Genomic DNA, 24,879 nt, shown 5'->3' with positions numbered 1-24,879 from the left:
ACATGAAATCAATATATAAAATACTGTTCCTCTTCATCATCGTTGCTGTTTGTGGCGGATGTAAGAAAGAATTTGAAGAAAATTTTAAAAATCCAAACCAGGCCGAAACCGTTCCGCCAAACTTATTGTTGAATGGTATTTTGTTCGATATGTATGAAGCACCGTTTTCGGGCTCGGAAAGGTGGAACCAGTACACGGCTGCCAATTATTTTTATTACGCAACCAATAACTATGATTGGACAGGTGCCACTTTAGATTATACGACTTTAAAAAATGTGGTAAAAATGGAAGAAGAAGCTAACCGTTTAGGTGGTGCAGTTGCGAAACCTTACCTGGCCCTTGCTAAATTCTTTAAAGCATATTTCTTTGTGAAAATGAGTTTGAAAGTGGGCGATTTGCCGATGACCGAAGCCTTAAAAGGTTTCGCTAACCTGACTCCAAAGTACGATACCCAAAAAGATATTTTTAAACAATCGTTAACCTGGTTAGAAGAATCGAACAACGATTTAACGGCTTTAATTGCTGCAGGCAACAAAGAATTAAAAGGCGACATCTATCTTAAAAATGACCTGATGGCCTGGCAAAAGGTAGTAAATACTTTTAAGTTGAGAACTTTGATTCAGTTGAGCGCCAAAGTAGATGATGCCGACCTGCAGGTAAAACAACAGTTTGCTGCGGTATTGGGTAATGCAACTAAATATCCGGTAATGGATAGCATGGCAGATAATCTGCAGTTTGTGTACAATGAAAGTTTTAATAAATACCCGAATAACAAAGATAATTTTGGTAACGATGCTTTGCGTTATAACATGGCTGGTACCTATTTAAATACCCTTTCGAGCTATAAAGATCCCAGGGCTTATATGGTTGCCGAGCCAGCAAGAGGAATAGCAGAAGCCAACGGTTATGCCATTACCGATTACCGCAATTTTATCGGTGCAAGCTCTGGTGAAGATCAGGGCGTAATGCTGGATAAGGTACAGAAAGGTTTATATTCGCTTATTGGCCGCAGCCGATACTACAGCGGTTATACTGCCGAAAATACCTTTATCATTTCTTATCCTGAACTGTGTTTTATTAAAGCCGAAGGCATTAACCGTGGCTGGGCTACTGGCGATGCTGAAAGCTGGTATAAAAAAGGGATCCAGGCTTCTATTGCTTTTTATGGCATTAAAGATGGCAGCAATGTGCTGACCTTTTTGAAAAAGGATGGTAAACTGGGCGAATTTGAAACCTTCAATGTAAACTTCACTTTCGAGACGGATTATTATGCACAACCTGTTATAAAATATGCAGGCAATACGGTTGCAGGTTTAACACAGATTCTTACCCAAAAATACCTGGCGTATTTCCGTAATTCGGGTTTTGAAGCTTATTATCAGTATCGCAGAACGGGTATACCAGAATTCCAGGTGGGGCCAGGTACAGGCAACAGCCAAAGGATTCCGAAACGTTTTCAGTATCCTGATATTGAAAGAACTACAAACGGCGAAAACCTAAAACAGGCTTTACTCCGCCAATATAACGGAACGGATGACATTAATCTGGCGCCCTGGATTGTTAAACCTTAATTGTTAATGATCTGATATTCAGTTTGAAGTATGAAAAACAATCCTCCGCTGTAAAGGGAGGATTGTTTTCTTAAATAATAATTGAATTAATTTTTGCATAAATAGTTTAAAAGCGCTAATATTGCACTCCCAAAACGAACAAGGGTATTAAGCTGCAAAGTGTAAATAAGCCTCGTTTTAGGAAACGACCAGTACTCCTTCTTAGCTCAGCTGGTTAGAGCATCTGACTGTTAATCAGAGGGTCGCTGGTTCGAGCCCAGCAGAGGGAGCTTCAAAACCCACAACGAAAGTTGTGGGTTTTTTGCGTTTGGGGCTGGGTGAGAAGTTTATCCTGAGCGCAGTCGAAGGGAGCCCAGCAGAGGGAGCTTCAAAAACCCGCAACGAAAGTTGTGGGTTTTTTGTGTTTAAGGCTGGGCGAGAAGTTTATCCTGAGCGCAGTCGAAGGGAGCCCAGCAGAGGGAGCAGAACCCGCAGCGAAAGTTGTCGGTTTTTTTGCGTTCTATGGAATTTTACATTTATATCCTCTATTCCCTTACTTCCGATATTTATTATGTTGGCTATACTAATGATTAGATGCGCAGGCTGGGTGAGCACAATGGATCTGAGCTGACAACTTTTACTTCTAAACACAGACCTTGGGCACTAAAAGCGGTATTCTCTTGTGGCGGGCAAGAGGTTGATGCAATACGGATCGAGAGGTTTATCAAAAGACAAAAGAGCAGGAGGTTGATTGAAAGGATGATCTGCGGTGAAATACTTAGAGGTCTACTCGCTCAGCTGGTTCGAGTCCCGCACGTGCGGGATTAATCAGAGGGTCGCTGGGGAGTAAGATCCCGATTCGTCGGGAAGCCCAGCAGAGGGAGCTTTAAAAAACCACTACGAAAGTTGTGGTTTTTTACGTTTAGCTCATTCTGAAATCGTTGCGTAGTGCAAATTTTCCCAACCATAATGTGCAAAGTCAATAGATTGCTATTCCATCATTAGGAAACGTCAATCAGAGGTTTGGATATTATACTGATATATCTTTTCACGAACTCTTGCTGGATCTCTCTTTCTTTATCTTCTCCCTGTGTTGCATACCCCATTTGGTCATTGCCTCTACAAGTTCCTCTAGGGTTTGGCTATATGGCAAAAGTTCATATTCTATAGTCACGGGATATCCCGATGTTACCTTCTTAACAATAAAGCCATTGGCTTCCAACTCCTTTAATTCGCTCGAAAGCACCCTTGCAGAAATCCCGGTTACCTGCCTTTGGAGTTCGGTAAACCTACTGTTGCCCCTTGCCATGGCAATGATGATCATCAATTTCCATTTACCGCCAATTACATACAGTGCATCACTTACCGCGAGCAAAACCTTTGTGCATTCCTCGGTAAATCCCTTGCCTTCTCCAGGTATTAACTTCTTTGTTTCCATCTTTATAACTTGAGTAACTTGATAACCTTTAGGTAATCACTAATAAATTGTAAGCAAATATACTTTAATTTTGTCAAACAATAAATAAGGAGATTCAATCAATAAAATTATGGCAATAAAAAATTTAAAAAAGATAATTATTATCGGACTTACCTCATTGGTAACACTGATGGTTAGCTTTAGCGGTTTTATGAAAGCAATTCATTCGCAGTGGTCGGTAGAAGGTCTGGTAAGATTCAATCTTCTCAATTCAGCAACCGTGCTGGGATTGATGGAGATGGCATTCATTATATTATTCGCTTTTTCAAAGACGATGCGTATCGGTTTCATTTTAATCAGTTGCTATTTAGCAGGTGCAATGGCGACTGAGTTATCGCACGATGGTTCTATGTTAAATCCAGGAATTCCCTTGGTATTAATCTGGGTAACAGCATTTCTGCGTGATGAATCGCTTTTCCTAGGTCCACCATCCACATTAAAATAAACAGGCAGATTAGCTCAATAGAAATATCAACAAACATTAATTTATATCATTATGACATTAGAAATTTTAAAAACAAAAGAAGAATTAAGAAACCTAATAGATGCCTACGCATCATTGGGAGATGAGAAAAAGATCGCGCAAATGATGGATGTATTCACGCCAGATGCCAATTACAAAGTTTATATGAACGGAGCATTGGTTGGAAATACAAACGGAAGGGATAATCTTGAAAAAGAATTTAGCGGCCATGCCTCGGTAGTAAAGACGTATTTTACCCTAAACGGACAACATACCGTGGAAATTGATGGTAATACGGCTACTGGAGTTTCTTTTACTCAGATCAAAATGATCAGGGAATCCGATGGAAAAGATATCCTTTCAGATTATAGCGTAAGATATGACGATAATTATATTTTTCAGGAGGGGAAATGGTTTATCAAAGAACGCGTTGCACACTTCTTAATTGTAGAGGCAAGAACATTAGGTAATTAGATAATCTTATCATCTCTGTCTTTTAGCTAGAGAACAACAATTTATGATATGTTGTTTTAAAATTAAGTCAATGAAATTTGCAAATTTGCATAATTTAAGCCATTTTTTTAATTATTCTAAATCATTCTCATTTATCCTTGAAATTCTAGTAAGGTCGTCAAGAAGGTTTCTAGAAAAGTAAATAGGCTTGAGAGCTTCAAAAACCACAACGAAATTTGTGGGTTTTTGCATTTAGGACTGGGCGAGAAGCTTATCCTGAGCGCAGGCGAAATTCTGCTTCTCTAACTCCTATTACCGCTCTTTGCCTGTCTAACCGCCTGATCTCCGGTTAAGTTAAGGCGATAAACAAAAGTTAGACGATATCTCGCTGCGTTTGGACTGTTTTCTTGAGTGATCTTGAAATCTTTTCCTACGGTAGTAGTGGAAAATCTTCGCAGGTTGAAAAGGTTGCTCACATCAAAAAGCAGACTTGCCTTATCTTTCAGGAAATTCTGAGCTATTCCCATATCAATAGCGTGTACCGCTTTCATATTATTCTGGGCATTATTGACTGCGCCGCTAAAATTGTATCGAGCCTGCAAGCTGGACTTGCTGGGCAATTTCACCTGAGCACCAAATCTCGAGGTGATCGTACTGCCTGAATAAGCGAAATCCTGACTTGCGTAAATCCCGGCCTGTCTAAAATGATAAGCATTAACTTCCATATTCATCTGTAGCCATTTGTAAGGATTATAAAGTATTGAAAGTTCTGCTCCCGAACGTTCTTCAAGGCTGATGTTGACCGGCATGGAAATAAAGAGCCCGTTTTCTCGGTAACTGTAATCAAGGATAACCCCAGTATTATGCTGGTAATACAAAGATGGATTGATAGTGAGTGTTCCGATGCGCTTCAACAAGCCTAGTTCGAAGACATTGGCATAGGACGGATTAAGATCTGGATTGCCTATGTACCTCGAATTGTAATCGGTGAGTTCGTTAAAGGGATACAGGCTGTAAAGCGACGGGCGGTTAATGCGTCTGCTGTAACTCCATTGAAGGGATGTGCCCTTGCCCAGTTCATAAGCCAAATGCACTGTCGGAAATAGCTTTACATAGTTTTTTTTATTGTCATATATTTCTTTCCTGTCGTTGATACTCACCTGTGTATATTCACTGCGAAGTCCTGCCTGGTAGGAAAAATGTTTGACCTTGCTTCTGAATTGCAGATAAGCACTACCTATAAATTCATTATAAGCCACGCCATTGTCTATATTATCAATGATGGTCCAAACGCTCCCTACTCTGCTTTCTGCTAAATAATTACTGCCTACTTTTCGGTTCTCACCCTTTACGCCGTATTCAAGTGTCGAATTACTATCTAATGGGATAACCATATCACTCTGGGCGGCAAAATCTTTACTCGAACCGATAGAAGTCGTCCTGATCTCAGGCCTTTGCTCTGGATATGGGCTTATTCTTTGAGTAGATAGATTCCAGTTTTTAGCGCTATTCCAGAAGTCATACTGCATATCTAAGGTTAATTTTTTGCCCGGTTTTTTGAAAAGCTTCGTATAGTTGAATTCAATCTGGTTATAATCTCTTTGCTCCCAGGATTCACCAGAACGGACAAGTGAGCTATCTGGAGCGGTGCTAAAATAATTATAGGCCAGTGTAGTTTTATCATGGTCTTTGGTTGCATTACGCAAATAGGCCATGGTAATGGTGTTTAAACTGTCAGGCTGGAAATCGGCACCAAAGTAAACCAACCGGCCGTCGTCATGCCGGTTCTCATCCTGCCTTTGGTTTAGCATGGAGTTTATGCCATTTTGATTTACGCTTTGATCGGTTTTGTATAGGCCTACATAGTCGGAAAAGCGCAGTCCGATGGTAGAAAAAAGATTTAATTTGTTTGATTTATAATTCAAGCTTGGCGAAAACCTAGTTTCGTTCGGGATACCTCCAACGACTCTTACCTGTCCGTTGAAGCCCCCTTTTTTATTCTTTTTAAGCACAATATTTATAATCCCTGCCGAACCTGAGGCATCATATTTAGATGAAGGATTGGCAATTACCTCTACTCTGTCAACCTGATCGGCAGATAACTGCCCCAAGGCTGTTCCGGCTGTTAAACCAGAACGCCGCCCATTGATGAGCACAAGCACACTGCTGTTGCCCCTAAGGCTTACTGCGCCGCCCGGAGCAACGCTTACCGATGGAACCCCAGAAAGCAGTTCAGTTACCGAACCCGATTGGGAGAGAATATCCTTTCCTACCTCAAAAACTTTTTTGTCCAGACTCAGGTTTACCGGCGATTTTATTGCCGTAACCGATACGTCTTTTAAAACTAAGGGATCAGGTTCCATTAAAATGGTTCCCAGATCAATTTTACTTTGGTCAGTATCTATTATCCGGCTTATTTTGCGGTAAGACATAAAGCTAAATTCGAGGGTAACTTTGCCTTGCAACATGGTGCTAACCGAAAACTTCCCCTTATCATCGGCCATAGCCGAGGCACCAGGTTTTCCTTCTGGGTTCAGGATAGCAATGCTTACAAATGGTATTTCTGCATTAGAAGATTTTTCCCTTATCTGGCCGAAAAACAGCCTTTGTTTCAACTGAGCTGAGGCATTTAATGAAAAGTAGATGATGAGCGTATAGATGATGGCAATATGTTTCATGCTGCAAGGTTAGCACGCCAAGGTGGGAGATCGATAAAAAAACATGCGAACGGCTCTATATCCTTTTGAAATGCACCTGCCCGAATGATCTTTATGCTACATTTGAATAATGAAACGCATACTCCTATCTGTACTTTTAACTATTTTGTTTTGTTCCTGTAAGCAGGAGGTGCTTTATGAAGAATATGATCCTGTTTTCAAAACAGGTGATAATGTAGCTTGGTCTGCGAAAAAGCTAAATGAAACGGGCTGGTCAAAGGACCGCGGCTTTACAGGCCACCATGTTTTCTGGGTCCGAGCGGATGTAAAACTAATTTCCAAACCTCCAAAACCCTTAGGGCTCCAGGTAGATGCTTTTGGCGCTCACCAGGTTTACTGGGACGGGGTTAAAATCGGCCTAAACGGAAAACCCGGGTCCCCATCAAGCAAAGAAGTTCCAGGAACAGAAGCAATGTGTTATCTGATCCCGGATTCGCTTTCCGGTCCAGGTATGCATAAGGTAGCTTTACGAAGTACACAGTTCGGTTATCCCAGGCTTCAGCGGGGAACAGGTTTAAAGCTCGATAGCTATGTCAATTTGATTAGAAGGCCACTGATGATTTCTTCGTTAATGTTTGTTATGGCCGGGGCTTTTCTTGTTGCTTCATTATACTATTTTTTTTTGTATTTCAACAGCCATAAAAAGCAATACTCGGTGCTTATCTTTTCGATAATCTGCCTGCTTTTCTTTTCGCTTCTGGTTATGGAATACCTTAAATTTTACATCGAAATTCTCTATACAGATTTTTTTATCCGCTTGAAAATTATCGGGTGGCTAACATTTTCCATTTCTTTACTCGTGCCGCTTTACTTCTGCATTGAGTTTGCGATAAAAAGAAAACACATTCTTCTTTTGCTGCTTTTTTGCGTGCTTTTGTTTCTGTTCATCAATAACTATGGACATTATGATCTTTCGGCGATGTATTACAGCAGAGCGATGTGGCTGGCGATGATGATTATTGCTGCAAATGCCATTTATAAAAAGCAAAAGGGTGGCCTGCTTGTAATGATAGGTGTTTTAGTCAGTGCAGGAATGAACTATTACCTGCTTTATGATTTTGGCATATTCATATTTTACACTTTCATTGTGCTGTCGATGCTTTACCTCCATACCATTAGAATGAAAAAAATAGAACAGGAACATTCTGACTCTCTGTTGCTTTCTTCCAGATTACAGCTTGAACTGATCAAGAAAAATATACAGCCTCATTTTATCAAAAACACTTTAACCTCACTAATGGACTGGGTAGAAGAATCGCCAAAGAAAGGAGCTGAATTTATTCAGGCACTGGCCAGCGAATTTGACATCATGAATTCAATTGCCGAACAGAGTTTAATCCCAGTCAGGCAGGAAATCCTGCTTTGTCAGATGCATCTGAAGGTTATGGGCTTTAGAAAGGAAATCCTTTATATTTGGGAAGAAGATATTTTAGAGTCAGAAAGTATCCCTCCTGCCGTTATTCATACCCTTTTGGAAAATGGGATTACCCACAATATGCCACAGAGGAATGGAACCATTACTTTTAGGCTTACTTTTATAAAAGCTGCAGACTATCGCGGATATATTTTTGAAACAATCGGAGAAAACAGGGAGGTAAGTGAAGGCAGAAATGGCGGAAATGGTTTCAAATACATCAGGGCCAGGCTGGAGGAAAGCTATCCGGGCAAATGGGAGTTCAGTTCCGCGGAAACCGAGCAGGGATGGTCAAGTAAAATTAAAATCAACAGCTGAAATGAGGATACTGATTATAGAAGATGAAGCGCGCATTGCCAGGAGGCTGGAGAGGATGGTGGGAGCTTATTTTGAAGGAAATGTTGTCGTCCATAGCTGTGATTCGCTAAAAAAAGGAGTCGATTTTCTGGAAAAAGAAACCATTGACATTTTACTGCTTGACTTAAATCTTAACGGAAAAGACGGGTTTGATATCCTACAGGCCTTTACCGTACGATCTTTCCAAACTATTATTGTTTCTGCAAATACCGAGAATGCAATGCGGGCATTTGAATTGGGGGTATTGGATTTTGTACCGAAACCTTTTGATCAGGAAAGGCTTTCGCTTGCCTTGAGCCGTGCAACAACTGGCAAAAAAGACATAAATAATTCGCTCCGGTTTCTTTCGGTTAGGAAAAATGGTAGCATTCACCTTATAGAACTTGCTCAGCTTAAGTTTATTAAAGGCGCGGGCATTTACAGTGAACTTCATCTGCTCGATGGCAGCAGCTTACTTCATGATAAGGGGCTAGATGCACTGGAGAAAATCCTGCCACCAGCTTTCCAGCGTATACATAAATCTTATATCGTTCAGATCAGCCAAACAGAGGTCATCTTGGTTTCTTCAGGAAGCAAATATTCATTGCGGCTCAAAAATGCAGAAATTATACCCATTGGCCGCTCAAGATACAGGGCTTTTAAAGCGGCTCTGGAGCCGAGAGGCGATGAAAATGAAATTGGTTAACTAAGAGCCTGTTTAAAATTGATATAAAATGTTTAGACTATCTGGCATAATTTACCCTACTTTTAATCACTTCCCCAGGCATTTCATATTTTAAATTCCATTCTTTCATGAATTAGTATAACAAAATTGCAATAAATTCCCATCTGGGAATCCTTGGTTCTACAGCCAAAACCTCGTTATTACCGTAAAACCCGTATGATTTCTCAAAATTGTGAATATTGCAATGATTTCTCCTAATGGCCTGTAAATTTTTTATTTATATCGATGTTTTCCGGCGGTGAATCCCAAATCGTTGCAATATTGTTAAGGTTGGTAAAGAGATTTTTCAAAAAATATAGCGTCTCGGAAGCAGAAGACGCAACGAAAGTTGTGGCTTTTTTTGTTTAGGACTGGGCGATAAATTTATCCTCATTTCAGATGGAAGAGCTAAGGAATTCATATTTTGTGTGAAAATTATTAAGTATATTCCCTACTAATTAGCTGGTAATAACTTTTAAGACTTGGTTGGTTTAAAAAATAATATTATGAAATATTTAATTCTGATTTTGTGTTTTTTAAGCTCGGAAGTGAAGCAGGATAAAAATGTCGAAACTTTTTTTCTATGCCGAAGCTATTACGATCAGTCTCTAAAACGTAATGTTTTTACAAGTGTCGATGAGATGCCCCTTTGTCCAGGTGGTATGCGCAAGCTTTCCTCATTTTTTGATAAGGTTAAATATGACGGAAGTTTTAACAACAGCGGTTGGCAACATGAAGTAGACCTCAATTTCGTAATCGATGAAAAAGGTTGTATAATAAATGCGGGCATAGATAAGAAAAAAACAGAAGAATATTCGAAGTTAGATTTGGAGTACATTCGCGCCGCAAAGAAAATGTCCAAATGGAAACCAGCCAAGTGTAATGGGAAAGCAGTACCCTATAAATTCAGCACTACTTTTAGGATAACTCCACAATAGGACAGATTATCCATAATCTTTAATTTAAAGATGGTATGAAAAGAACTATTCGTCCTGATTAGGAACTCTAACTCGTCTTAGCGTCTCGCTAAGGCCATATTCCCATATTCTTTCATAAAGCAAGATAACCTTACCACGGATCAATATCAGGTTAACCACATTCAAATAAATCCCAACAATAAAGGGCAAGCGACAAATTTTGGCGCTTGCCCTTTATTATTTAATTGATTATAAGTTACCCCTGGTGCTCAGGCGTTCCATTTGGATCCATCCATACATATTCCCAATGGTGTCCATCCAGATCGTCGAAACTGTGTTGGTACATAAAGCCATAATCGGTAGCCGGATTAGGGATGGTTGCGCCAGCAGCTACTGCTTTATCCACCATTTCGTTAACCGCATCTTTACTATCAGCCGATAAGGCGATAGAGCACTCTACCGCTTTGTGGGCATCAATAATTTCTTTTTGCGTAAAAGTTTGGAAAAAGGGCTTGGTAAGCAGCATTACATAAATGGTATCGCTGATGATCATGCAGGTTGCTTTCTCGTCGGTAAACTGAGGGTTAAAAGTATAACCAAGTTTGGTGAAAAATTCTACCGACTTGTTAAGGTCGCTAACGGACAGGTTCACGAAAATTTGAGTTGCCATATTGTTTTCTGATTTAGTTTATTCAAAGGTATAATAAAGCCATCCAGGTATTAATGTGTAAAAACGACAAGTTAAGGGGTTAAACGCGACTTAGATGACGAGACATCTTAAAAACCAAAAAGGAGGATGCATTTCGAACATGCTCCTTCTTTTATTTTCTATTAATCAATAAATTGTATCTGTTGTACCAAATAGGCTTTCCCAAATTTCTGCGGATCGTGTACCACTGTCGCTGTAATGGCCTTCCATTTTGGTCGCTGTCCTTTTTGCCAGTTCGCACGAATTTCCTGTGCATTTAGCCAGATTTCTTCAAGTTCGTTCTGAACGGTGCTGTTTGTGTAAGTAAGCTGCAACTTGTCTGGAATTAAATAATAATCGTCACCTGTTTTGCCCATTCTTATTACCGGTCCGCCGGGTATATATGAAGTAATCAGCTGAACTGGAAAAGATTCAGTCCCTTTGTATTGCGTTTTGTTGATAACCTTTTCGAACACAAAAGAATAACTTGGACCATCTTGAAGTGGGGGATCATAGACCTTAAATCTGGCTTTAACACGGTAAGTATAGCCTGGTTCTCTTTGGTCAAATTCTTCAAGAGAAGCACCCGCATTCACATTATCTGGATATTTTAAAAGCAGGTCCTTATCAGAGGCATAACGGTGGTCAACAAGCAATTCAACTTCCTGCCCGTTTTTTAAGTTCAGCGGACCATATCTTTCCGATTTTTTACAAGAAACAAATGTGAAAACAATTAATAGAATGAGTAGATTTTTCATCGGTGAGTGATTTTTAGATTAATGGTTGATCGTAAAACGTAAAAATGCCTATGGACGCTACAAAATATTGAAAGTTTTGCGCCATGCCCTAATTTAAGCGCTTGGTTATTGAACATCCTGATTTGGCAATGAAATAATTATTGATATTCCAATGCCTCAATATGGTTGATTTCAGGTTATTATTAAATATGTGTACACCTATTTGTCTAAACCTTGAAATGTGCTAATACTCCCGTGTTTTGTATAAATCGGTCTTAGCGCTCCACAATACTTTTGTTATCAATATTTAACAAAGAAAAAAATGTCGAAAATAATTTTAATTACCGGTGCCTCACGTGGCTTTGGTAAAATCTGGGCAAAGGCCCTTTTAGAGCGTGGCGATAAAGTAGCTGCAACTGCAAGAAATACAGCTGATTTAAACGATTTGGTAGAAACTTATGGTGATGCAGTGTTTCCGCTTCAGCTTGATGTTAACAATAGAGATGCCTGTTTTGCAGTAGTTGAAAAAGTAAAGCAACATTTTGGCCGCATTGATGTATTGATCAATAATGCTGGGTTTGGTTTATTCGGTGCAATTGAAGAAACCACTGAACAACAGGCCCGTGCACAAATGGAAACCAACTTTTTCGGATTGCTTTGGGTAACCCAGGCTGTTGTTCCGGTAATGCGCGAACAAAAAGCCGGACATATTATTCAGGTTTCCAGCTTCCTGGGCTTGGTGAGCTTGCCTGTATTGGGTTTATACAACGCATCTAAATACGCAGTAAATGGCTTAAGCGAAACGCTGGCTCAGGAGGTAAAAGGTTTTGGCATTAATGTAAGTTTAATCGAACCAAATGGTTTTTCTACCGATTGGTCGGGTGCTTCTGCTTTTCAAACAGAACCAATAGAAGTTTATGCACCTGTTAAAAAAGCATTTTTTGATGCTTCAACACCCGATAGTTGGGGTAAACCAGAAGCAACAGCACCTGCTGTATTGGCACTGATCGACAGCCCTAAACCTCCGTTACACTTCTTATTGGGCAAGGTAGCTTTGCCAGGAGTTAAACAGGTTTATGCAGAGCGCCTGGCCGAATTTGACGAATGGGCAACGGTAGCTGTTGATGCGCACGGTCATTAATAAATCATTTAAAATCTTTAACTACAGGCTGTACAGGGTAATTGTGTAGCTTGTAGTTAATCACCATTTAAAGGAATGAAACACTATAAAAATTTGGCCGAATTACATAGAGAAAATGCCTTTCCGCCGCCCGAGAACCCATTGTTTAGCATTTACAAATGCGACCATATGTGCACCATGGGCGACCGCGAATTTACCAGCGATTTCTATATGATCTGTTTTAAAAAAATCATTGCAGGTCATATCCTTTATGGGCGTACAAAATACGATCACGAGAGTGGATCGATGATGTTCTTTAAACCTCATCAGGTAATTGAAATGAAAAACCTGGAACTGGATGAAGATGGTTTCCTGATTTTTGTACACGAAGATTTTTTGAATGGACATATCTTACATGATACCATCAGAAAATACCACTACTTTGATTACGAAACTAATGAAGCGCTACATCTCTCGCCTAGCGAAGAAAGCACGGTATGGGAACTGTATCATAAAATTGAAACCGAATACCGCAACAACCAGGATGAATACAGTCGTGAACTGATTTTAGCTAATGTAGATACTTTACTTAAATACAGTCAACGTTTTTACAAAAGACAATTTCTTAATCGTACAGAGATTTCGGGCAAAACAGTAACCAGATTTAATGAAGAAATAAATAAATATGTTGCCAACGGATTATTGGCCACTAAAGGTTTGCCATCAGTGCATGATATGGCCGAACGTTTAAATATTTCGGCGGGCTACTTAACAGATGTTTTAAAACAGGAAAGTGGAAAAACGGCCTTAGAGCATATTCATATTTACCTGATATCTGAAGCAAAAAATCGGTTGATTGGTGAAAATAGGTCGGTTTCAGAAATCGCTTATGCATTGGGATTTGAAAACCTCTCTTATTTCTCGCGGTTGTTTAAAAAAGAAGTGGGGATTAGCCCGAATACATTTAAGAAGCAGTTGCTGAATTGATGTTTTAACCGCAAAGCACGCTAAGAGGAGGCGCAGAGATCGCAAAGTTAGGAGGAATTTTGCTTTGTAAACAGACTACTGTTGGCGCCGGGTGCTATTGATTTGTAATCCGTTTTAACTATTTATTTGTCCCGCAGATTTAAAAAATTAACGCAGAGGACACCAAGGCATGTTTTGTTCCTTTTGCAAAATAGATTTCGGACTTCCGACTAATCGATCATCCGTCTTTCATTATTTAACCACTAAGGCACCAAGCGCACAAATGGGTATTTCTTTTAGCAATAGACTCCGGACTTCCGACTCCAGACTTCGGACTAATCCACCTTCCATCCCTTCAGACTTTTCGTATCAGCTTACTTACATGACTTTCATCAACGAGTCCAAATTCAGCAGCAATTTGTTTTAACCCAAATCTTCCGCTTTCTATTCGTTGTTGAATTAAATTTTGACGGTAATCGTGGATATATTGACGTAAGGTTATACCTGTATTTCTTTTAAAATAAGGGCCTATGTAATCTTCTGAAAGATTGAAATGTGCCGCCATTACATTCGCTTTTAAATTTTTAGGCTGGTAAATGTATTTGTGCAGGTAACAGAAAATGGCTTGAATATCTTTCGTACGTTGTGCAGTGCTTTTAATTTCGGGCATGTTGCGCTGCATGATGGCAGAAAGCACTAAGATCTGTGTCCAGATTAAAGCTTCATTTTGCAACATGTTTATGTTGAGCGATAAGATTAATGTAATAATGTTTTCTACAATCGATTGGTCGGCGGGATTAAACTTAAAGCCAAGGGAATGTGTTTCCCGGCTTTTGATGAGGTATTCTAAATGCTGTATTTGGGTGAGGTTAACTTCTTTCTGATGAATGTATATATCGGTAAACTTGATATAAATGAAATATGTTTTTTCATCAATTTCGAACCTATGATTATCATCCGGGCTGATTAAGAAGAGGTTTCCTTTTTCATAAACAATTGGGAATTCATTAACGATATGAGAGCCAGATCCATTTTTAATGTAAATCAGTTCGTAATGGTTGTGCTGATGTACAGGGTGTTGCCATTTGCTTACTTCAAATGCTGAAATAACAATGGGTTGAAATTGGACGTATCGCTTCATCATAGATTTATACAAATCTATCATACTATTTTACAAAAACATATCTCTGGTTTGTCAGGATCTTTATAGTAAATGAATCAATTTAAATATAAAGAGATGAATAACAATAAAACAGCACTGGTTGTGGGTGCAAACGGGGTAATTGGAAGTAATTTAATTAGTTATTTAGAAAGTCTTGGCGATTGGGGTATTATCGGTTTATCGCGTCGGGGTGGACAGGATACGGCTAAAACAAAATACATTTCTGTAGACCTGCTCAATCCAGAAGATAGTAAAAGGCAATTAAGTTCCTTAACCAAGGTAACCCATATTTTTTATGCTGCGTACCAGGATAAGCCTACATGGGCGGAGTTGGTTGCACCCAATTTAGCTATGCTTGTAAATGTGGTTAACTCTATTGAAAGTATTGCAAAAGACTTAAGACATATTAGTTTAATGCAAGGCTATAAAGTATATGGAGCGCATTACGGCCCTTTTAAAACACCAGCAAAAGAAAGCGATGGCGGACATATGCCCCCAGAATTTAATGTAGATCAGCAGCAGTTTCTTGAGGCTCAGCAAAAGGGTAAGCAATGGAGCTGGTCTGCGCTCCGTCCATCAGTGGTTGCAGGTACTGCATTGGGCAATCCAATGAATTTAGTTTCTGTAATTGCAGTTTATGCATCCATATCGAAAGAATTGGGTTTGCCATTGCGCTTCCCTGGTAAATTAGGGGCTTATGATAAGCTTTTGGATATTACTGACGCTGGATTATTAGCTAAAGCAACCGTGTGGGCGGCAACAAACCCTGCATGTGCTAATCAGGCTTTCAATATTACCAATGGCGATCTGATCCGATGGAATGACCTTTGGCCTAAAATTGCAGGTTATTTTAAAATGGATATTGCCCCTCCACTTCAAATGCCTCTGCAAACCATCATGGCTGATAAATCGGCTTTGTGGACACATTTGCAAGAAAAACATAACCTGGTTAAACACAGTTATGAAGAAGTGTCTTCATGGGCCTTTGGTGACTTTGTTTTTTCATGGGACTACGATTTCTTCTCTGATGGTACCAAAGCCAGGCGAATGGGCTTTCACGAGTATATCGATACTGAAAAAATGTTTTTCGATCTGTTTGATGAACTTAAACGCAAAAGCGTTATCCCGAGATAGTTACATCATCTATCTTTTATTTGTCTTGCTGACGCTGAACTTTATTCAGCGTCTATTTTTATTGTAGAATTAATGTTCTTATAATTTAGATATTTGCAGCTGCAAATAATTTAACTGATGAAACCCTACCTGCAACTTTTCGATTTTTCTAAGAAAATAAATTATAAAACCGAAATTCTTGCGGGTTTAACGGTGGCCATGACCATGATTCCCGAATCGTTATCATTTGCTATTCTTGCAGGTTTTCCTCCTTTAACAGGTTTATATGCTGCTTTTATCATGGGTTTGGTAACCGCAGTTTTAGGTGGAAGGCCAGGCTTGGTTTCTGGTGGGGCAGGTGCAACGGTAATTGTACTTATTGCTTTAATGAAAAGCCAGGGCATAGAGTATGTTTTTGCAGCAGTGGCTTTAGCAGGAGTAATTCAGATTATGGTGGGGTTGTTTAAGCTTGGGAAATTTGTCAGGCTGGTTCCGCAGCCTGTAATGTTCGGCTTTGTTAACGGTTTGGCGGTTATTATTTTTATGTCGCAGTTAGAACAGTTCAAAATCCTTGTTAACGGCAGGATAGCGTGGTTAAGTGGTACTCCTTTGTATATTATGTTGGCTTTGGTATTGCTCACGGTAGCAATAGTGATTATCCTCCCTAAAATAACCAAAGCCATTCCATCCTCACTAGTGGCTATTATTGCGGTTTTTCTGATTGTTTTATGTTTTGGAATTGACACTAAACTGGTTAAGGATATTGCTTCAGTAAAGGGTGGGTTTCCTCCATTTCATATTCCTGAAGTACCGCTGAACCTGGATATGCTCAAAACCATTTTTCCTTATTCACTCATTATGGCCGGTGTGGGCTTAACAGAAGGCCTGCTTACCTTAAATCTGGTTGATGAAATTACAGAAACTAAAGGGAATAGGAACAGGGAGAGTATTGCACAAGGAATTGCCAATATTGCAAACGGCTTTTTTACGGGTATGGGTGGCTGTCCAATGATTGCCCAAACGCTGGTTAATCTTTCAGCTGGTGCGAGGGCAAGGTTATCGGGTATTATTGCGGCCTTAACTATACTGATTATTATTTTGGTAGGTGCTCCTGTAATAGATCGTGTACCTATGGCGGCCTTGGTTGGTGTAATGATGATGGTAGCCATTGGCACTTTTGAATGGATGAGCTTTAAAGTGATTAATAAAATGCCTGTGCAGGATATTATCATCGGTATTCTGGTGGCTGTAATTACAATTTGGCTGCATAACCTGGCCCTTGCTGTATTAATAGGTGTAATTATTTCGGCACTTGTTTTCGCCTGGGAAAGTTCTAAACGGATACGTACCAGTAAACATATCGATGCCGATGGGGTAAAAACCTACGAAATATTCGGTCCTCTGTTTTTTGGATCGATTGCTAATTTTAATGAGCTGTTTGATGTAGCCCACGACCCTCAGCATATCATAATTGATTTTAAGCACAGCCGTGTATTTGATATGTCGGGCATTGATGCGCTGAATAAGCTAACTGAACGCTACAGGTCAGTTAATAAGAAACTCCAGTTAAAGCACCTGAGTAACGACTGTAAGCGCTTGCTAAAAAATGCTGATCAGATTATAGCAGTAAACATAATAGAAGATCCTACCTACCGGGTGGCTACTGAAAGATAAATTAATTTAACCCTTCGTTTACGGTATAAACCACCATTGCCGCCCGGTTAATTTTTGCATACTATAATAAGGGTAATGGTTATGCTCGTGCCCGAACAATTACAAGCAGTTTAATTTTACTGCTTTCGCCATATTTCAGGTTTTTACTAAAACGTTTAAGTATTTTAAGAAATTACAACATAAAATTGTTCGAATTATTGTAATTCTTGGCTAAAAATATCCTTTTATGCTGTTTTATAGGATGTTAATTTTTTAAAGTATTCTGATAATATTTATTTTTTTACCTGTCTGGATGACAATTATTTTAATAGAATTAAATATTATTGCCCGGTTTTATAAAAATTTCATAAAAATGACAATTTGTTATTAAAACGTTTTAGTATATTATATATTTGAGTTAACCAAATACTAAATTTTATGAGAATACCTAACTACTACTACAGAAGTACCTATCCTTTTAACCTGGGATATATCTTGCCGTTTCCAAAAAAATAAGTTTTAGAAATCATTTTTTTACCAATTAAAGATCCATTAACTATGCGATACTTATGGGCGTGCCTTGTTTTTTTTGCCGCGTTTACATTAAACGTTTTACCTGTTTTTTCTGCGGGCAAAAAACTTCATAAAGGCCTAACAATTAATTATTTGATCTTTCAGGATACGACAAAAATTAAGTTCGTGTCACAGAAAGATTCATTACGAAAGGATAGCCTCGAGCAGATCAGGAAAAAAACAATTTACAACAAATTGTCTGGTGGTGTACAAAAAGAAACCAAAGATCTGTCGCTCTTCCCTGCTATTTCATTACAGCAAAACTTAAAGGGCAATTTTGCTGGTCTGTATGTTCAGGAGCCATCAGGCGAGCCTGGCTCTATCCAGAATATGTTTATCAGAGGGGCAGCAATGCCGCTATTGTCTAAAAAGGATTTATATGATGCACAGCCACTGGTTGTGCTTGATGGAATCCCGTTAGTACGTGAACATCCTTTTGCTTTTGATACGCAACAATTCGATTTTAATCGAATCGGCCCTGCAACTAATTTATTGGCAGGTATTGATATGAATAATATCGCATCCGTAGAAGTGCTTAAAGATTTAGCATCTACTTGTATTTACGGGCCAAGGGGTGTGAACGGCGTAATTGTTTTAACTTCTAAAACAGCTGTTGGTAAATATCGCGCCATATCCTTCAATTCATATATAGGAATGGTGCAAAAGCCAACTGTAAATACCATCAATGGTAAATATGAAAATGAGTTTAGACAGCGTTTTTATGATGTTTATACCACCAACGGAAGGTATTCTGATGATGAGGAGTATCCGGTATATTTAAGTGATTCACTAAATAATATATATAGTGGAAAATCAGACTGGACTGATTTATACTATAAAAACGCTTTAATATACGGTGTTAATTTTTCTCTTGCCGGTGGTACCGACAGGGCGAATTTTAGGTTTGCATTGGGCAACACCAAAAGTAAAGGTGTAGCGGATGATACGGGTATCGACCGTTATAGTGCCACTTTCAATATCAATATGAAGCCAACCAAATGGTTGCTGTTCTCCACAATGATTAATGCCAACAGGTTAAACCGCAATAGAAATAAAAGCTTGCGCGATCGGTTTACACAGCTTAATTATTTTCCTGATCTGAGTGCGCCACTTCCTCCAAATAAGGATTTCTATGGGTCTTATCTGCAGCAGTATACCAAGGGTTTTGATGATAACAAAACAAACAGTATTCAGGGCTATGCCAAATTAGAAGGAACTTTTGGCAAATTTAAAGTGATTTCCTCTTTTAATGCTGATTATAGTGAGGGCTACAGAGATGTTTTCTATGCCAGAACGCTTTTGCAGGGAAACAGTTACGCATCCAATTATTATGGTTTTAGCCAAAGATTAATAGTGGATAACAAGGTGACTTACGATTTAAATCTGAATAAGGTTCACGATTTCCATTTTGCCTTGGGACAATCCGTGCAATGGGATATTTATAAATACAGTAACGCTTATGCCTATAAAGGTGTTAACGATTACATCAAAATCAATTTGCTCGATTCGAAACCTAAAAACGATAACGGTTCGGATAATGGAAATTACTTAACTCCTGTGGCTTTCCCGAGAGAATTGACCTATCGTTTTCTTGATAAAACGGAAGATAACTTATTGTCTTTCTATGGAAAAGCCGATTATTCATTTAATGAAAAATACTTCTTGTCAGCCATATTACGTTTAGATGGCTCTTCAAACGCACAGCCAACAAGCCGCTGGTTTTATTCGCCAACTATTTCTGCAGCATGGAATATCAAAAATGAATTTTTGAAAGATAACAGGCTCGTTGATGATTTAGTATTACGTGCAAGCGTTGGTAGAATGGGACGTACGTTTAGTTACGATAATTATGCGCAGGGTCCACAATATACAGCCTCGGTTGGCTATACCGGTAATTTAACCGTGCCAGGATATAATGCGTTTGGTGTTTTAACCCGTTCTTACCAATTTGGTTGGGTAGGTTATGGTGTGCCATGGTCGTATTCTGATCAAGTTAATATTGGTGCTGATGCTGCGCTGCTAAAAAACCGTCTTCACCTTTCTGTTGACTTGTATAGCAAAACCGATAAAAATCAATTAATTGGTATTCCGGCTTATGCTGAATATGGTTACAAACAATCTATCGAAAGTGGTATGTCTGTTAATAATATGGGCATTGATGTAACCATTAGCGGTCAGGTAATAGCGAAAAGTAAATTTTCATGGAGTTCTGCCTTAAACTTTAACCACAACTCGAACGAACTGAAGGCATTGCCTAGAGGATTGGATCAGCTGATTGTAGGCAACAGGTTTTTAAAGGTTGGCCAGCCGGTAGACCAATATTGGTTATTGGTTAACAACGGTATTTATACCTCAGATGCTGATGTGCCGGTGGTTAACGGACAAAAATTAAAATATAAAGGAATCGCTTTAAAAGCTGGTGATCCACGTTGGCAAGATCAAAATGGCGATAATACAATTGATGATAATGATAAAGTATTAAAAGGACATTCTTTGCCAACCATTGCGGGTGGTTTTGATAACAACTTTAAATATGGCAATTGGAGTTTAGGTACAAGCTTTTACTTTAATTTAGGTAGAAAGCTAATCAACCAGGAAATGGCTAGCCGTTTCGATTTTGTAAACCGCGAAGGTAATACTGATATCAATTCTGTTAAAGAAATCACCTTCTGGGAAAAACGTGGAGATTACTCAAAATATCCACTTTATAACCCTTGGAGTACCGTAATTCCGTATCGTGCAGATCAGGATCTTTTCTTGGAGAATGCTTCATTCTTAAAATTAAGGCAAGTATCATTAGGTTACGAACTGGGTAACTTGCTCAATAAGAAAAACATCAAAATCAGCAAATTCTTCGTATACGGTTCAGTGAGTAACATTTTCACCATCACACCTTACACCGGTCAAGATCCTGAACTGGTTAGTTACGACGGTATCGATACCGGTTATGGCCAACCCATCCCAAGAACATATACCCTAGGTGTTAAAATGGATCTATAAGATGAAAACAAGAACTAACAATACATCAAGCGAGATGAAAAATATATTATACATACTTCTGATTTCTGTGGTAGCCTTTTCCAGCTGTAATAAAGCTTTAGAAACAGATTCTACCAGAGTTGTAGGCGAAAAAAATGCCTGGAATACGGTAGAAGATGCCCGCTCGGGAATTTTGGGTGTTTATGCCTTAACGCGCGCTGCTTTATCAGACAATAATGGGCACTGGATTTACGGTGATGTAAGAACCGGAGAATTTTTAAGCCCAAAAAGACAGGATCTGAAAGCGGTTATTGGCAATAATTTAAATGCTTCATATCCAGTGCTCGAATCGTTATCTGATTGGACAAGGTTTTACGCCATTGTAAACGGTGCCAATGTTTTCTTAGAAAATATTGCGCATGTTAAAGAAACGGATAAACGTTACACGAGCAATAACATGACCGTTGATATTGCACAAGCTAGATTTTTAAGAGCCTTTGCCTATTTCTATATGGTTAGGATTTGGGGTGATGTACCATTTATTACTTCATCGGATGAAGGTAAATTTACGAATAAGCCCCGCGAAAGCCAAGCCAGGATATTAGCATGGGCCGAACAGGAAATTTTAAAAGCAGCGGCTGACATGCCATTTATCTATAGTGGTGGTGATGTACAACAGCCAACTGATTATTACAATGAAACTTCGGGAAGATGGGGCGGAGCTCTGGCAACAAAAGTGACAGCCTACGCGGTATTAGCGCATTTAGCAGCCTGGAATAGCGATTATACCAACGTTGCTAAATATGCCAAGTTTGTTGAAGATAATTATGGCAGGAGTGCTGGCGGTTTTACCTCAACTGGTGACTTATCAAATTCTAACGGATTCTTCTACAATAAAAATACCAGGCAGATGTTCGGTTTCAACTCCGACTATGGGCATGTTGATGGTTCATCAACAGGACATATTGAAGAGTTAACCTTAGCGGAGCCGGTTATGACTAAATCAATTCCAGATATTTATCTTCCCAAAGATTCGATTCTGAAATATTTCAATATTGGAAAAGACCAGAGGTTTGCTGTTGATACTTTAGGACAGGCTAAATACGATGGGAGATATTTTACAAATCTGAACGGTAAGTATCCAATTTTCAGTAAAATTAAAGTGATCCAGGGCGGGTGGAACTGATCCGAACTTCAGATATTTTACCAGTGCTTTGATTTTTACCCGCCTGGAAGATATTATTCTTTTGCGTGCTGAGGCATTATCCGTTTTGGGCGATCAACTTGGTGCAATAAATGAGTTGGTAAGTGTTCAGGCAAGAAGGTATGAAGAAGGTACCGGATTCACTTTCAATCTCGGTACGGATGATATTATAAAATTAATCTTCGAGGAGCGTCACCGCGAATTGTTGGGCGAAGGCTCAAGATGGTATGATTTGATCCGCTACAACAAGATCAAACAAAACGATGCCAAATTTATGAACCTCATTAATTCTGGCGGAATTTACTGGCCAATATCAAGGAGGCTTATTTCTCAAAATAGTTTATTAACCCAAAATGCTTACTGGCGCTAATGATAACGGATATGAAAAATTCAATAAAATACATGAGCGCTTTAGCAATTTTATCGTTGCTAACGCTAATCCATTCGGCTTGCAAAAAAAACGGAGGGTTTTATGATGCTCCAGAACAGAATGTAACGTTTGCCGGAAATACTTACGAGTATTTGAAAAGTAAACCAGGGGTTTTCGATTCGCTAATCGTAGCGATTGATAGAATGGGCTTGAAAAAAACATTAACCGATAGTAATGTTACGCTATTTGCGGTTACCAACCCAAGCTTTCAGCTGGCTTTACGAAACTTAAATACCTTGAGAAAGCAGTCTGATAAGGATGCACTTTTTTTAGCCAATATTGATGCCGTTCAGTTAGATACCATGACTTCATACTATATCATCAGGGGTAAGAAAACGACCGATTCATTGACACTTCAGGATGGATTAGACCTAACCAGTGTACATATTGCTTACCCAATGCATGCGAGTGTAACTCATATTTCGGCTTCTGGCCAGGTTGGTGCGGGGCCGGCGATTATCAATTTTAACAATACCAAAAAAAGCAAGTTTATCCGCAACTGGGCAGCCAGTACAACCTCATCAAATAACATTAAAACCAAAAAACGGCATAGTGCATGTAATCAGTGCCGATCACGTATTTGGTTTTAACGAATTCGTTACCCGGCTAACCTTTGTACCGCCACCACCAAACCTGTTCCTTGAAATTGGCGGTGTATTTTCATCTAACCGCGAAAATGGCGGCGGTATAACCAGTGGAGAAAATTCGAGGAAAGTAATTGATGGTGATGATCACACTAAATTCCTAGCCGACTTACAGGGTGAGTTATGGATGAGGTTTGAACTTAAAACTCCGGCGGTTTCATCGGTATATACCTTAACCTCGGCAAATGATGCCAACGAAAGAGATCCTAAAGCCTGGACATATGAAGGCTCTATGGATGGTACGAATTGGGTAGAATTGGATAGAAGGTCTAACTTCTTCTTTGAAGAAAGATATCAGCAAAAGGTATTTAGATGTACAAACACTGTTGCCTATAAATTTTACCGTGTTGTTATCACCGAATTGAGAAACAGCGGAACATTCCAGTTGGCTGAGTTTACCATAAACAAAACGAAATAGTGATGCGAAATAGAAACATTAAAATAAATACTCCAATGAAATCTATCATAAATAAATATTTTGCGCTCCTTTTACTTGCTATCACTGTTTGCAGTAGCTGTAAAAAGATTTTCGACTTGCCAGATGAGAAAGATTATATCAGCAACAATGTGAATTTTAGCAATAAAATTCTTGAACCCATAATTGGTAGAACCAATCTTATCGGTGGTTTTAATAGTGATAACTCAACCAATCCAATTACGTTTGAAATTGTAAACGTTAGGTTTGGTGATGGAAAACCAGTGAACGATCTTTTTACAACGGCGCCTACTTATGTTTGGACCGCTCCTTACACGGGTTTAGAGAAAAGTCTGGCTGAAATTGAAGCGAAAAGAAAAATTGAAACGCATTCTATATTTGAAATACGTTCATCAGGTGAATTCATTTTGTGGCCTTCGGCAACCAATCAGATATTGAAGCCCCGTCCAACGGATAGTACCAATTTTGCACAGGATACCCGCTTTTTTGATGTGAAGGTTAAAAATACAGGCGGTGAAAGGCTGATCAGAGATTTTCAGATCAGACCTTTCAGAGAGCGCCCATACGAGCCATCGAATGATTTTAACGCCTATACGGGTTTGCCATCTCCTGACCCAAAATTTCCTTTAGATAAAAAATTGAGAGATTATATCCGCCCGTATTTAAATAACGTAATCGGCGCTACTTCTAACTTAAACTTAGTAAGTAACAATGATAAAAAGGATGCGATTGTTTACATCCGTCCATTTACTTCTGGAGGCAACGGACACTCATTGCGGATCGTGGTTTTGGGCAAAGATTCTTTACCGATTGATCCGAAGTTCTTCAATGAAACGGTTTGGGATAAAATGATCCATGGGTTTAATATGCAAAAAACAGATAAGTATGTTCAGTACGATGTTGCTTATCCAATTCCATTGGTAGAAATCCCTACATCTTACGCTAGAGGCGGATCGAGGGCAAAAGCAGAGTTGAGTTACTCCCGGATTGGTTTTGGGGGTACACGTACAGTGGGCAGTTTCGGTATCGATTTCGCTATTTACAAGGCTGGCGACTGGGAAATCGTCTTTTATTTCAAAAATGAGAACCCAAAATTTGCTAACGAATAGTTGATCAATAAAGC

The 24,879-nt window shown here is 39.2% G+C and carries 21 protein-coding genes and 1 tRNA gene; 17 read left to right on the top strand and 5 right to left on the bottom strand.

The features are described 5' to 3' along the window. Positions 1-2: 2 nt before the first annotated feature. The gene (locus tag QF042_RS24640; protein WP_307532802.1) at positions 3-1,571 is read left to right on the top strand and encodes a SusD/RagB family nutrient-binding outer membrane lipoprotein; all 1,569 of its coding nucleotides are present in this window, start codon (positions 3-5) and stop codon (positions 1,569-1,571) included. 195 nt (positions 1,572-1,766) lie between these two features. Then, positions 1,767-1,840, top strand: a tRNA-Asn gene (locus QF042_RS24635). A gap of 758 nt (positions 1,841-2,598) precedes the next feature. Here QF042_RS24635 and QF042_RS24630 read toward each other — a convergent pair. Further along, on the bottom strand, positions 2,599-2,988 hold the full coding sequence (locus tag QF042_RS24630) for a helix-turn-helix domain-containing protein (protein ID WP_307532801.1): 390 nt from the start codon (positions 2,986-2,988) through the stop codon (positions 2,599-2,601). Between the two features lie 109 nt (positions 2,989-3,097). Between QF042_RS24630 and QF042_RS24625 the strand changes: the two genes are divergently transcribed. Together QF042_RS24625 and QF042_RS24620 are read left to right on the top strand one after the other, a co-directional pair. Next, positions 3,098-3,472: a hypothetical protein gene (locus QF042_RS24625; RefSeq protein WP_307532800.1), complete on the top strand. Its 375-nt coding sequence runs from the start codon at positions 3,098-3,100 to the stop codon at positions 3,470-3,472. 51 nt (positions 3,473-3,523) lie between these two features. Beyond that, entirely contained in the window at positions 3,524-3,964 is a 441-nt protein-coding gene (locus QF042_RS24620) for a nuclear transport factor 2 family protein (RefSeq protein ID WP_307532799.1), read from the top strand. Between the two features lie 281 nt (positions 3,965-4,245). On the opposite strand, the gene QF042_RS24615 is transcribed toward QF042_RS24620, so the two are convergent. Then, positions 4,246-6,621: a TonB-dependent receptor domain-containing protein gene (locus QF042_RS24615; protein ID WP_307532798.1), complete on the bottom strand. Its 2,376-nt coding sequence runs from the start codon at positions 6,619-6,621 to the stop codon at positions 4,246-4,248. A 109-nt stretch (positions 6,622-6,730) separates the two neighbouring features. On the opposite strand from QF042_RS24615, the gene QF042_RS24610 reads away from it, so the two are divergent. The 3 genes from QF042_RS24610 to QF042_RS24600 all read left to right on the top strand — a co-directional run bounded on the left by QF042_RS24610 (position 6,731) and on the right by QF042_RS24600 (position 10,072). Next, a complete protein-coding gene (locus QF042_RS24610) occupies positions 6,731-8,392 on the top strand; it encodes a histidine kinase (RefSeq protein ID WP_307532797.1) in 1,662 nt (553 codons plus the stop codon). Position 8,393: 1 nt separating this feature from the next. Beyond that, entirely contained in the window at positions 8,394-9,116 is a 723-nt protein-coding gene (locus tag QF042_RS24605) for a LytTR family DNA-binding domain-containing protein (RefSeq protein ID WP_307532796.1), read from the top strand. 524 nt (positions 9,117-9,640) lie between these two features. Continuing rightward, positions 9,641-10,072, top strand: coding sequence for an energy transducer TonB (locus QF042_RS24600; RefSeq protein ID WP_307532795.1), 432 nt, complete (start codon positions 9,641-9,643; stop codon positions 10,070-10,072). Between the two features lie 235 nt (positions 10,073-10,307). Here QF042_RS24600 and QF042_RS24595 read toward each other — a convergent pair whose 3' ends face one another. Next, positions 10,308-10,721, bottom strand: coding sequence for a VOC family protein (locus tag QF042_RS24595; protein ID WP_307532794.1), 414 nt, complete (start codon positions 10,719-10,721; stop codon positions 10,308-10,310). A gap of 161 nt (positions 10,722-10,882) precedes the next feature. After that, positions 10,883-11,497, bottom strand: coding sequence for a hypothetical protein (locus QF042_RS24590; protein ID WP_307532793.1), 615 nt, complete (start codon positions 11,495-11,497; stop codon positions 10,883-10,885). A gap of 301 nt (positions 11,498-11,798) precedes the next feature. Here QF042_RS24590 and QF042_RS24585 point away from each other — a divergent pair, with 301 nt between their 5' ends. Next, complete coding sequence (locus QF042_RS24585) at positions 11,799-12,617, top strand: SDR family NAD(P)-dependent oxidoreductase (RefSeq protein ID WP_307532792.1); 819 nt, start codon at positions 11,799-11,801, stop codon at positions 12,615-12,617. Positions 12,618-12,692: 75 nt separating this feature from the next. Further along, positions 12,693-13,583 carry an AraC family transcriptional regulator gene (locus QF042_RS24580; protein ID WP_307532791.1) on the top strand — a complete coding sequence of 297 codons (891 nt, stop codon included), beginning with the start codon at positions 12,693-12,695 and terminating at the stop codon, positions 13,581-13,583. Between the two features lie 334 nt (positions 13,584-13,917). Here the strand turns inward: QF042_RS24580 and QF042_RS24575 are convergent, their stop codons facing one another. Beyond that, positions 13,918-14,706 carry an AraC family transcriptional regulator gene (locus QF042_RS24575; RefSeq protein WP_307532790.1) on the bottom strand — a complete coding sequence of 263 codons (789 nt, stop codon included), beginning with the start codon at positions 14,704-14,706 and terminating at the stop codon, positions 13,918-13,920. Positions 14,707-14,799: 93 nt separating this feature from the next. On the opposite strand from QF042_RS24575, the gene QF042_RS24570 reads away from it, so the two are divergent. The 8 genes from QF042_RS24570 to QF042_RS24535 all read left to right on the top strand — a co-directional run bounded on the left by QF042_RS24570 (position 14,800) and on the right by QF042_RS24535 (position 24,865). Continuing rightward, positions 14,800-15,858, top strand: a complete 1,059-nt coding sequence (locus QF042_RS24570; RefSeq protein WP_307532789.1) for an SDR family oxidoreductase — start codon at positions 14,800-14,802, stop codon at positions 15,856-15,858. A gap of 117 nt (positions 15,859-15,975) precedes the next feature. Continuing rightward, a complete protein-coding gene (locus QF042_RS24565; protein ID WP_307532788.1) occupies positions 15,976-17,511 on the top strand; it encodes a SulP family inorganic anion transporter in 1,536 nt (511 codons plus the stop codon). 678 nt (positions 17,512-18,189) lie between these two features. Continuing rightward, the gene (locus QF042_RS24560; RefSeq protein ID WP_307532787.1) at positions 18,190-21,063 is read left to right on the top strand and encodes a SusC/RagA family TonB-linked outer membrane protein; all 2,874 of its coding nucleotides are present in this window, start codon (positions 18,190-18,192) and stop codon (positions 21,061-21,063) included. A gap of 1 nt (position 21,064) precedes the next feature. Continuing rightward, positions 21,065-22,228 carry a RagB/SusD family nutrient uptake outer membrane protein gene (locus tag QF042_RS24555; protein WP_307532786.1) on the top strand — a complete coding sequence of 388 codons (1,164 nt, stop codon included), beginning with the start codon at positions 21,065-21,067 and terminating at the stop codon, positions 22,226-22,228. A gap of 28 nt (positions 22,229-22,256) precedes the next feature. Beyond that, the gene (locus tag QF042_RS24550; RefSeq protein WP_307532785.1) at positions 22,257-22,616 is read left to right on the top strand and encodes a RagB/SusD family nutrient uptake outer membrane protein; all 360 of its coding nucleotides are present in this window, start codon (positions 22,257-22,259) and stop codon (positions 22,614-22,616) included. 11 nt (positions 22,617-22,627) lie between these two features. After that, positions 22,628-23,266: a hypothetical protein gene (locus QF042_RS24545; protein ID WP_307532784.1), complete on the top strand. Its 639-nt coding sequence runs from the start codon at positions 22,628-22,630 to the stop codon at positions 23,264-23,266. Continuing rightward, positions 23,229-23,738, top strand: a complete 510-nt coding sequence (locus QF042_RS24540) for a discoidin domain-containing protein (protein ID WP_307532783.1) — start codon at positions 23,229-23,231, stop codon at positions 23,736-23,738. The genes QF042_RS24545 and QF042_RS24540 overlap by 38 nt, the downstream gene beginning before the upstream one ends. 35 nt (positions 23,739-23,773) lie before the next feature. Further along, positions 23,774-24,865, top strand: coding sequence for a DUF5007 domain-containing protein (locus QF042_RS24535; RefSeq protein ID WP_307532782.1), 1,092 nt, complete (start codon positions 23,774-23,776; stop codon positions 24,863-24,865). The last annotated feature ends 14 nt before the right edge of the window (positions 24,866-24,879 follow it).

Origin of the sequence: Pedobacter sp. W3I1 (assembly GCF_030816015.1) — a bacterium.
Taxonomy (GTDB): domain Bacteria; phylum Bacteroidota; class Bacteroidia; order Sphingobacteriales; family Sphingobacteriaceae; genus Pedobacter.
This window is presented reverse-complemented; position numbering and strand designations above follow the sequence as displayed.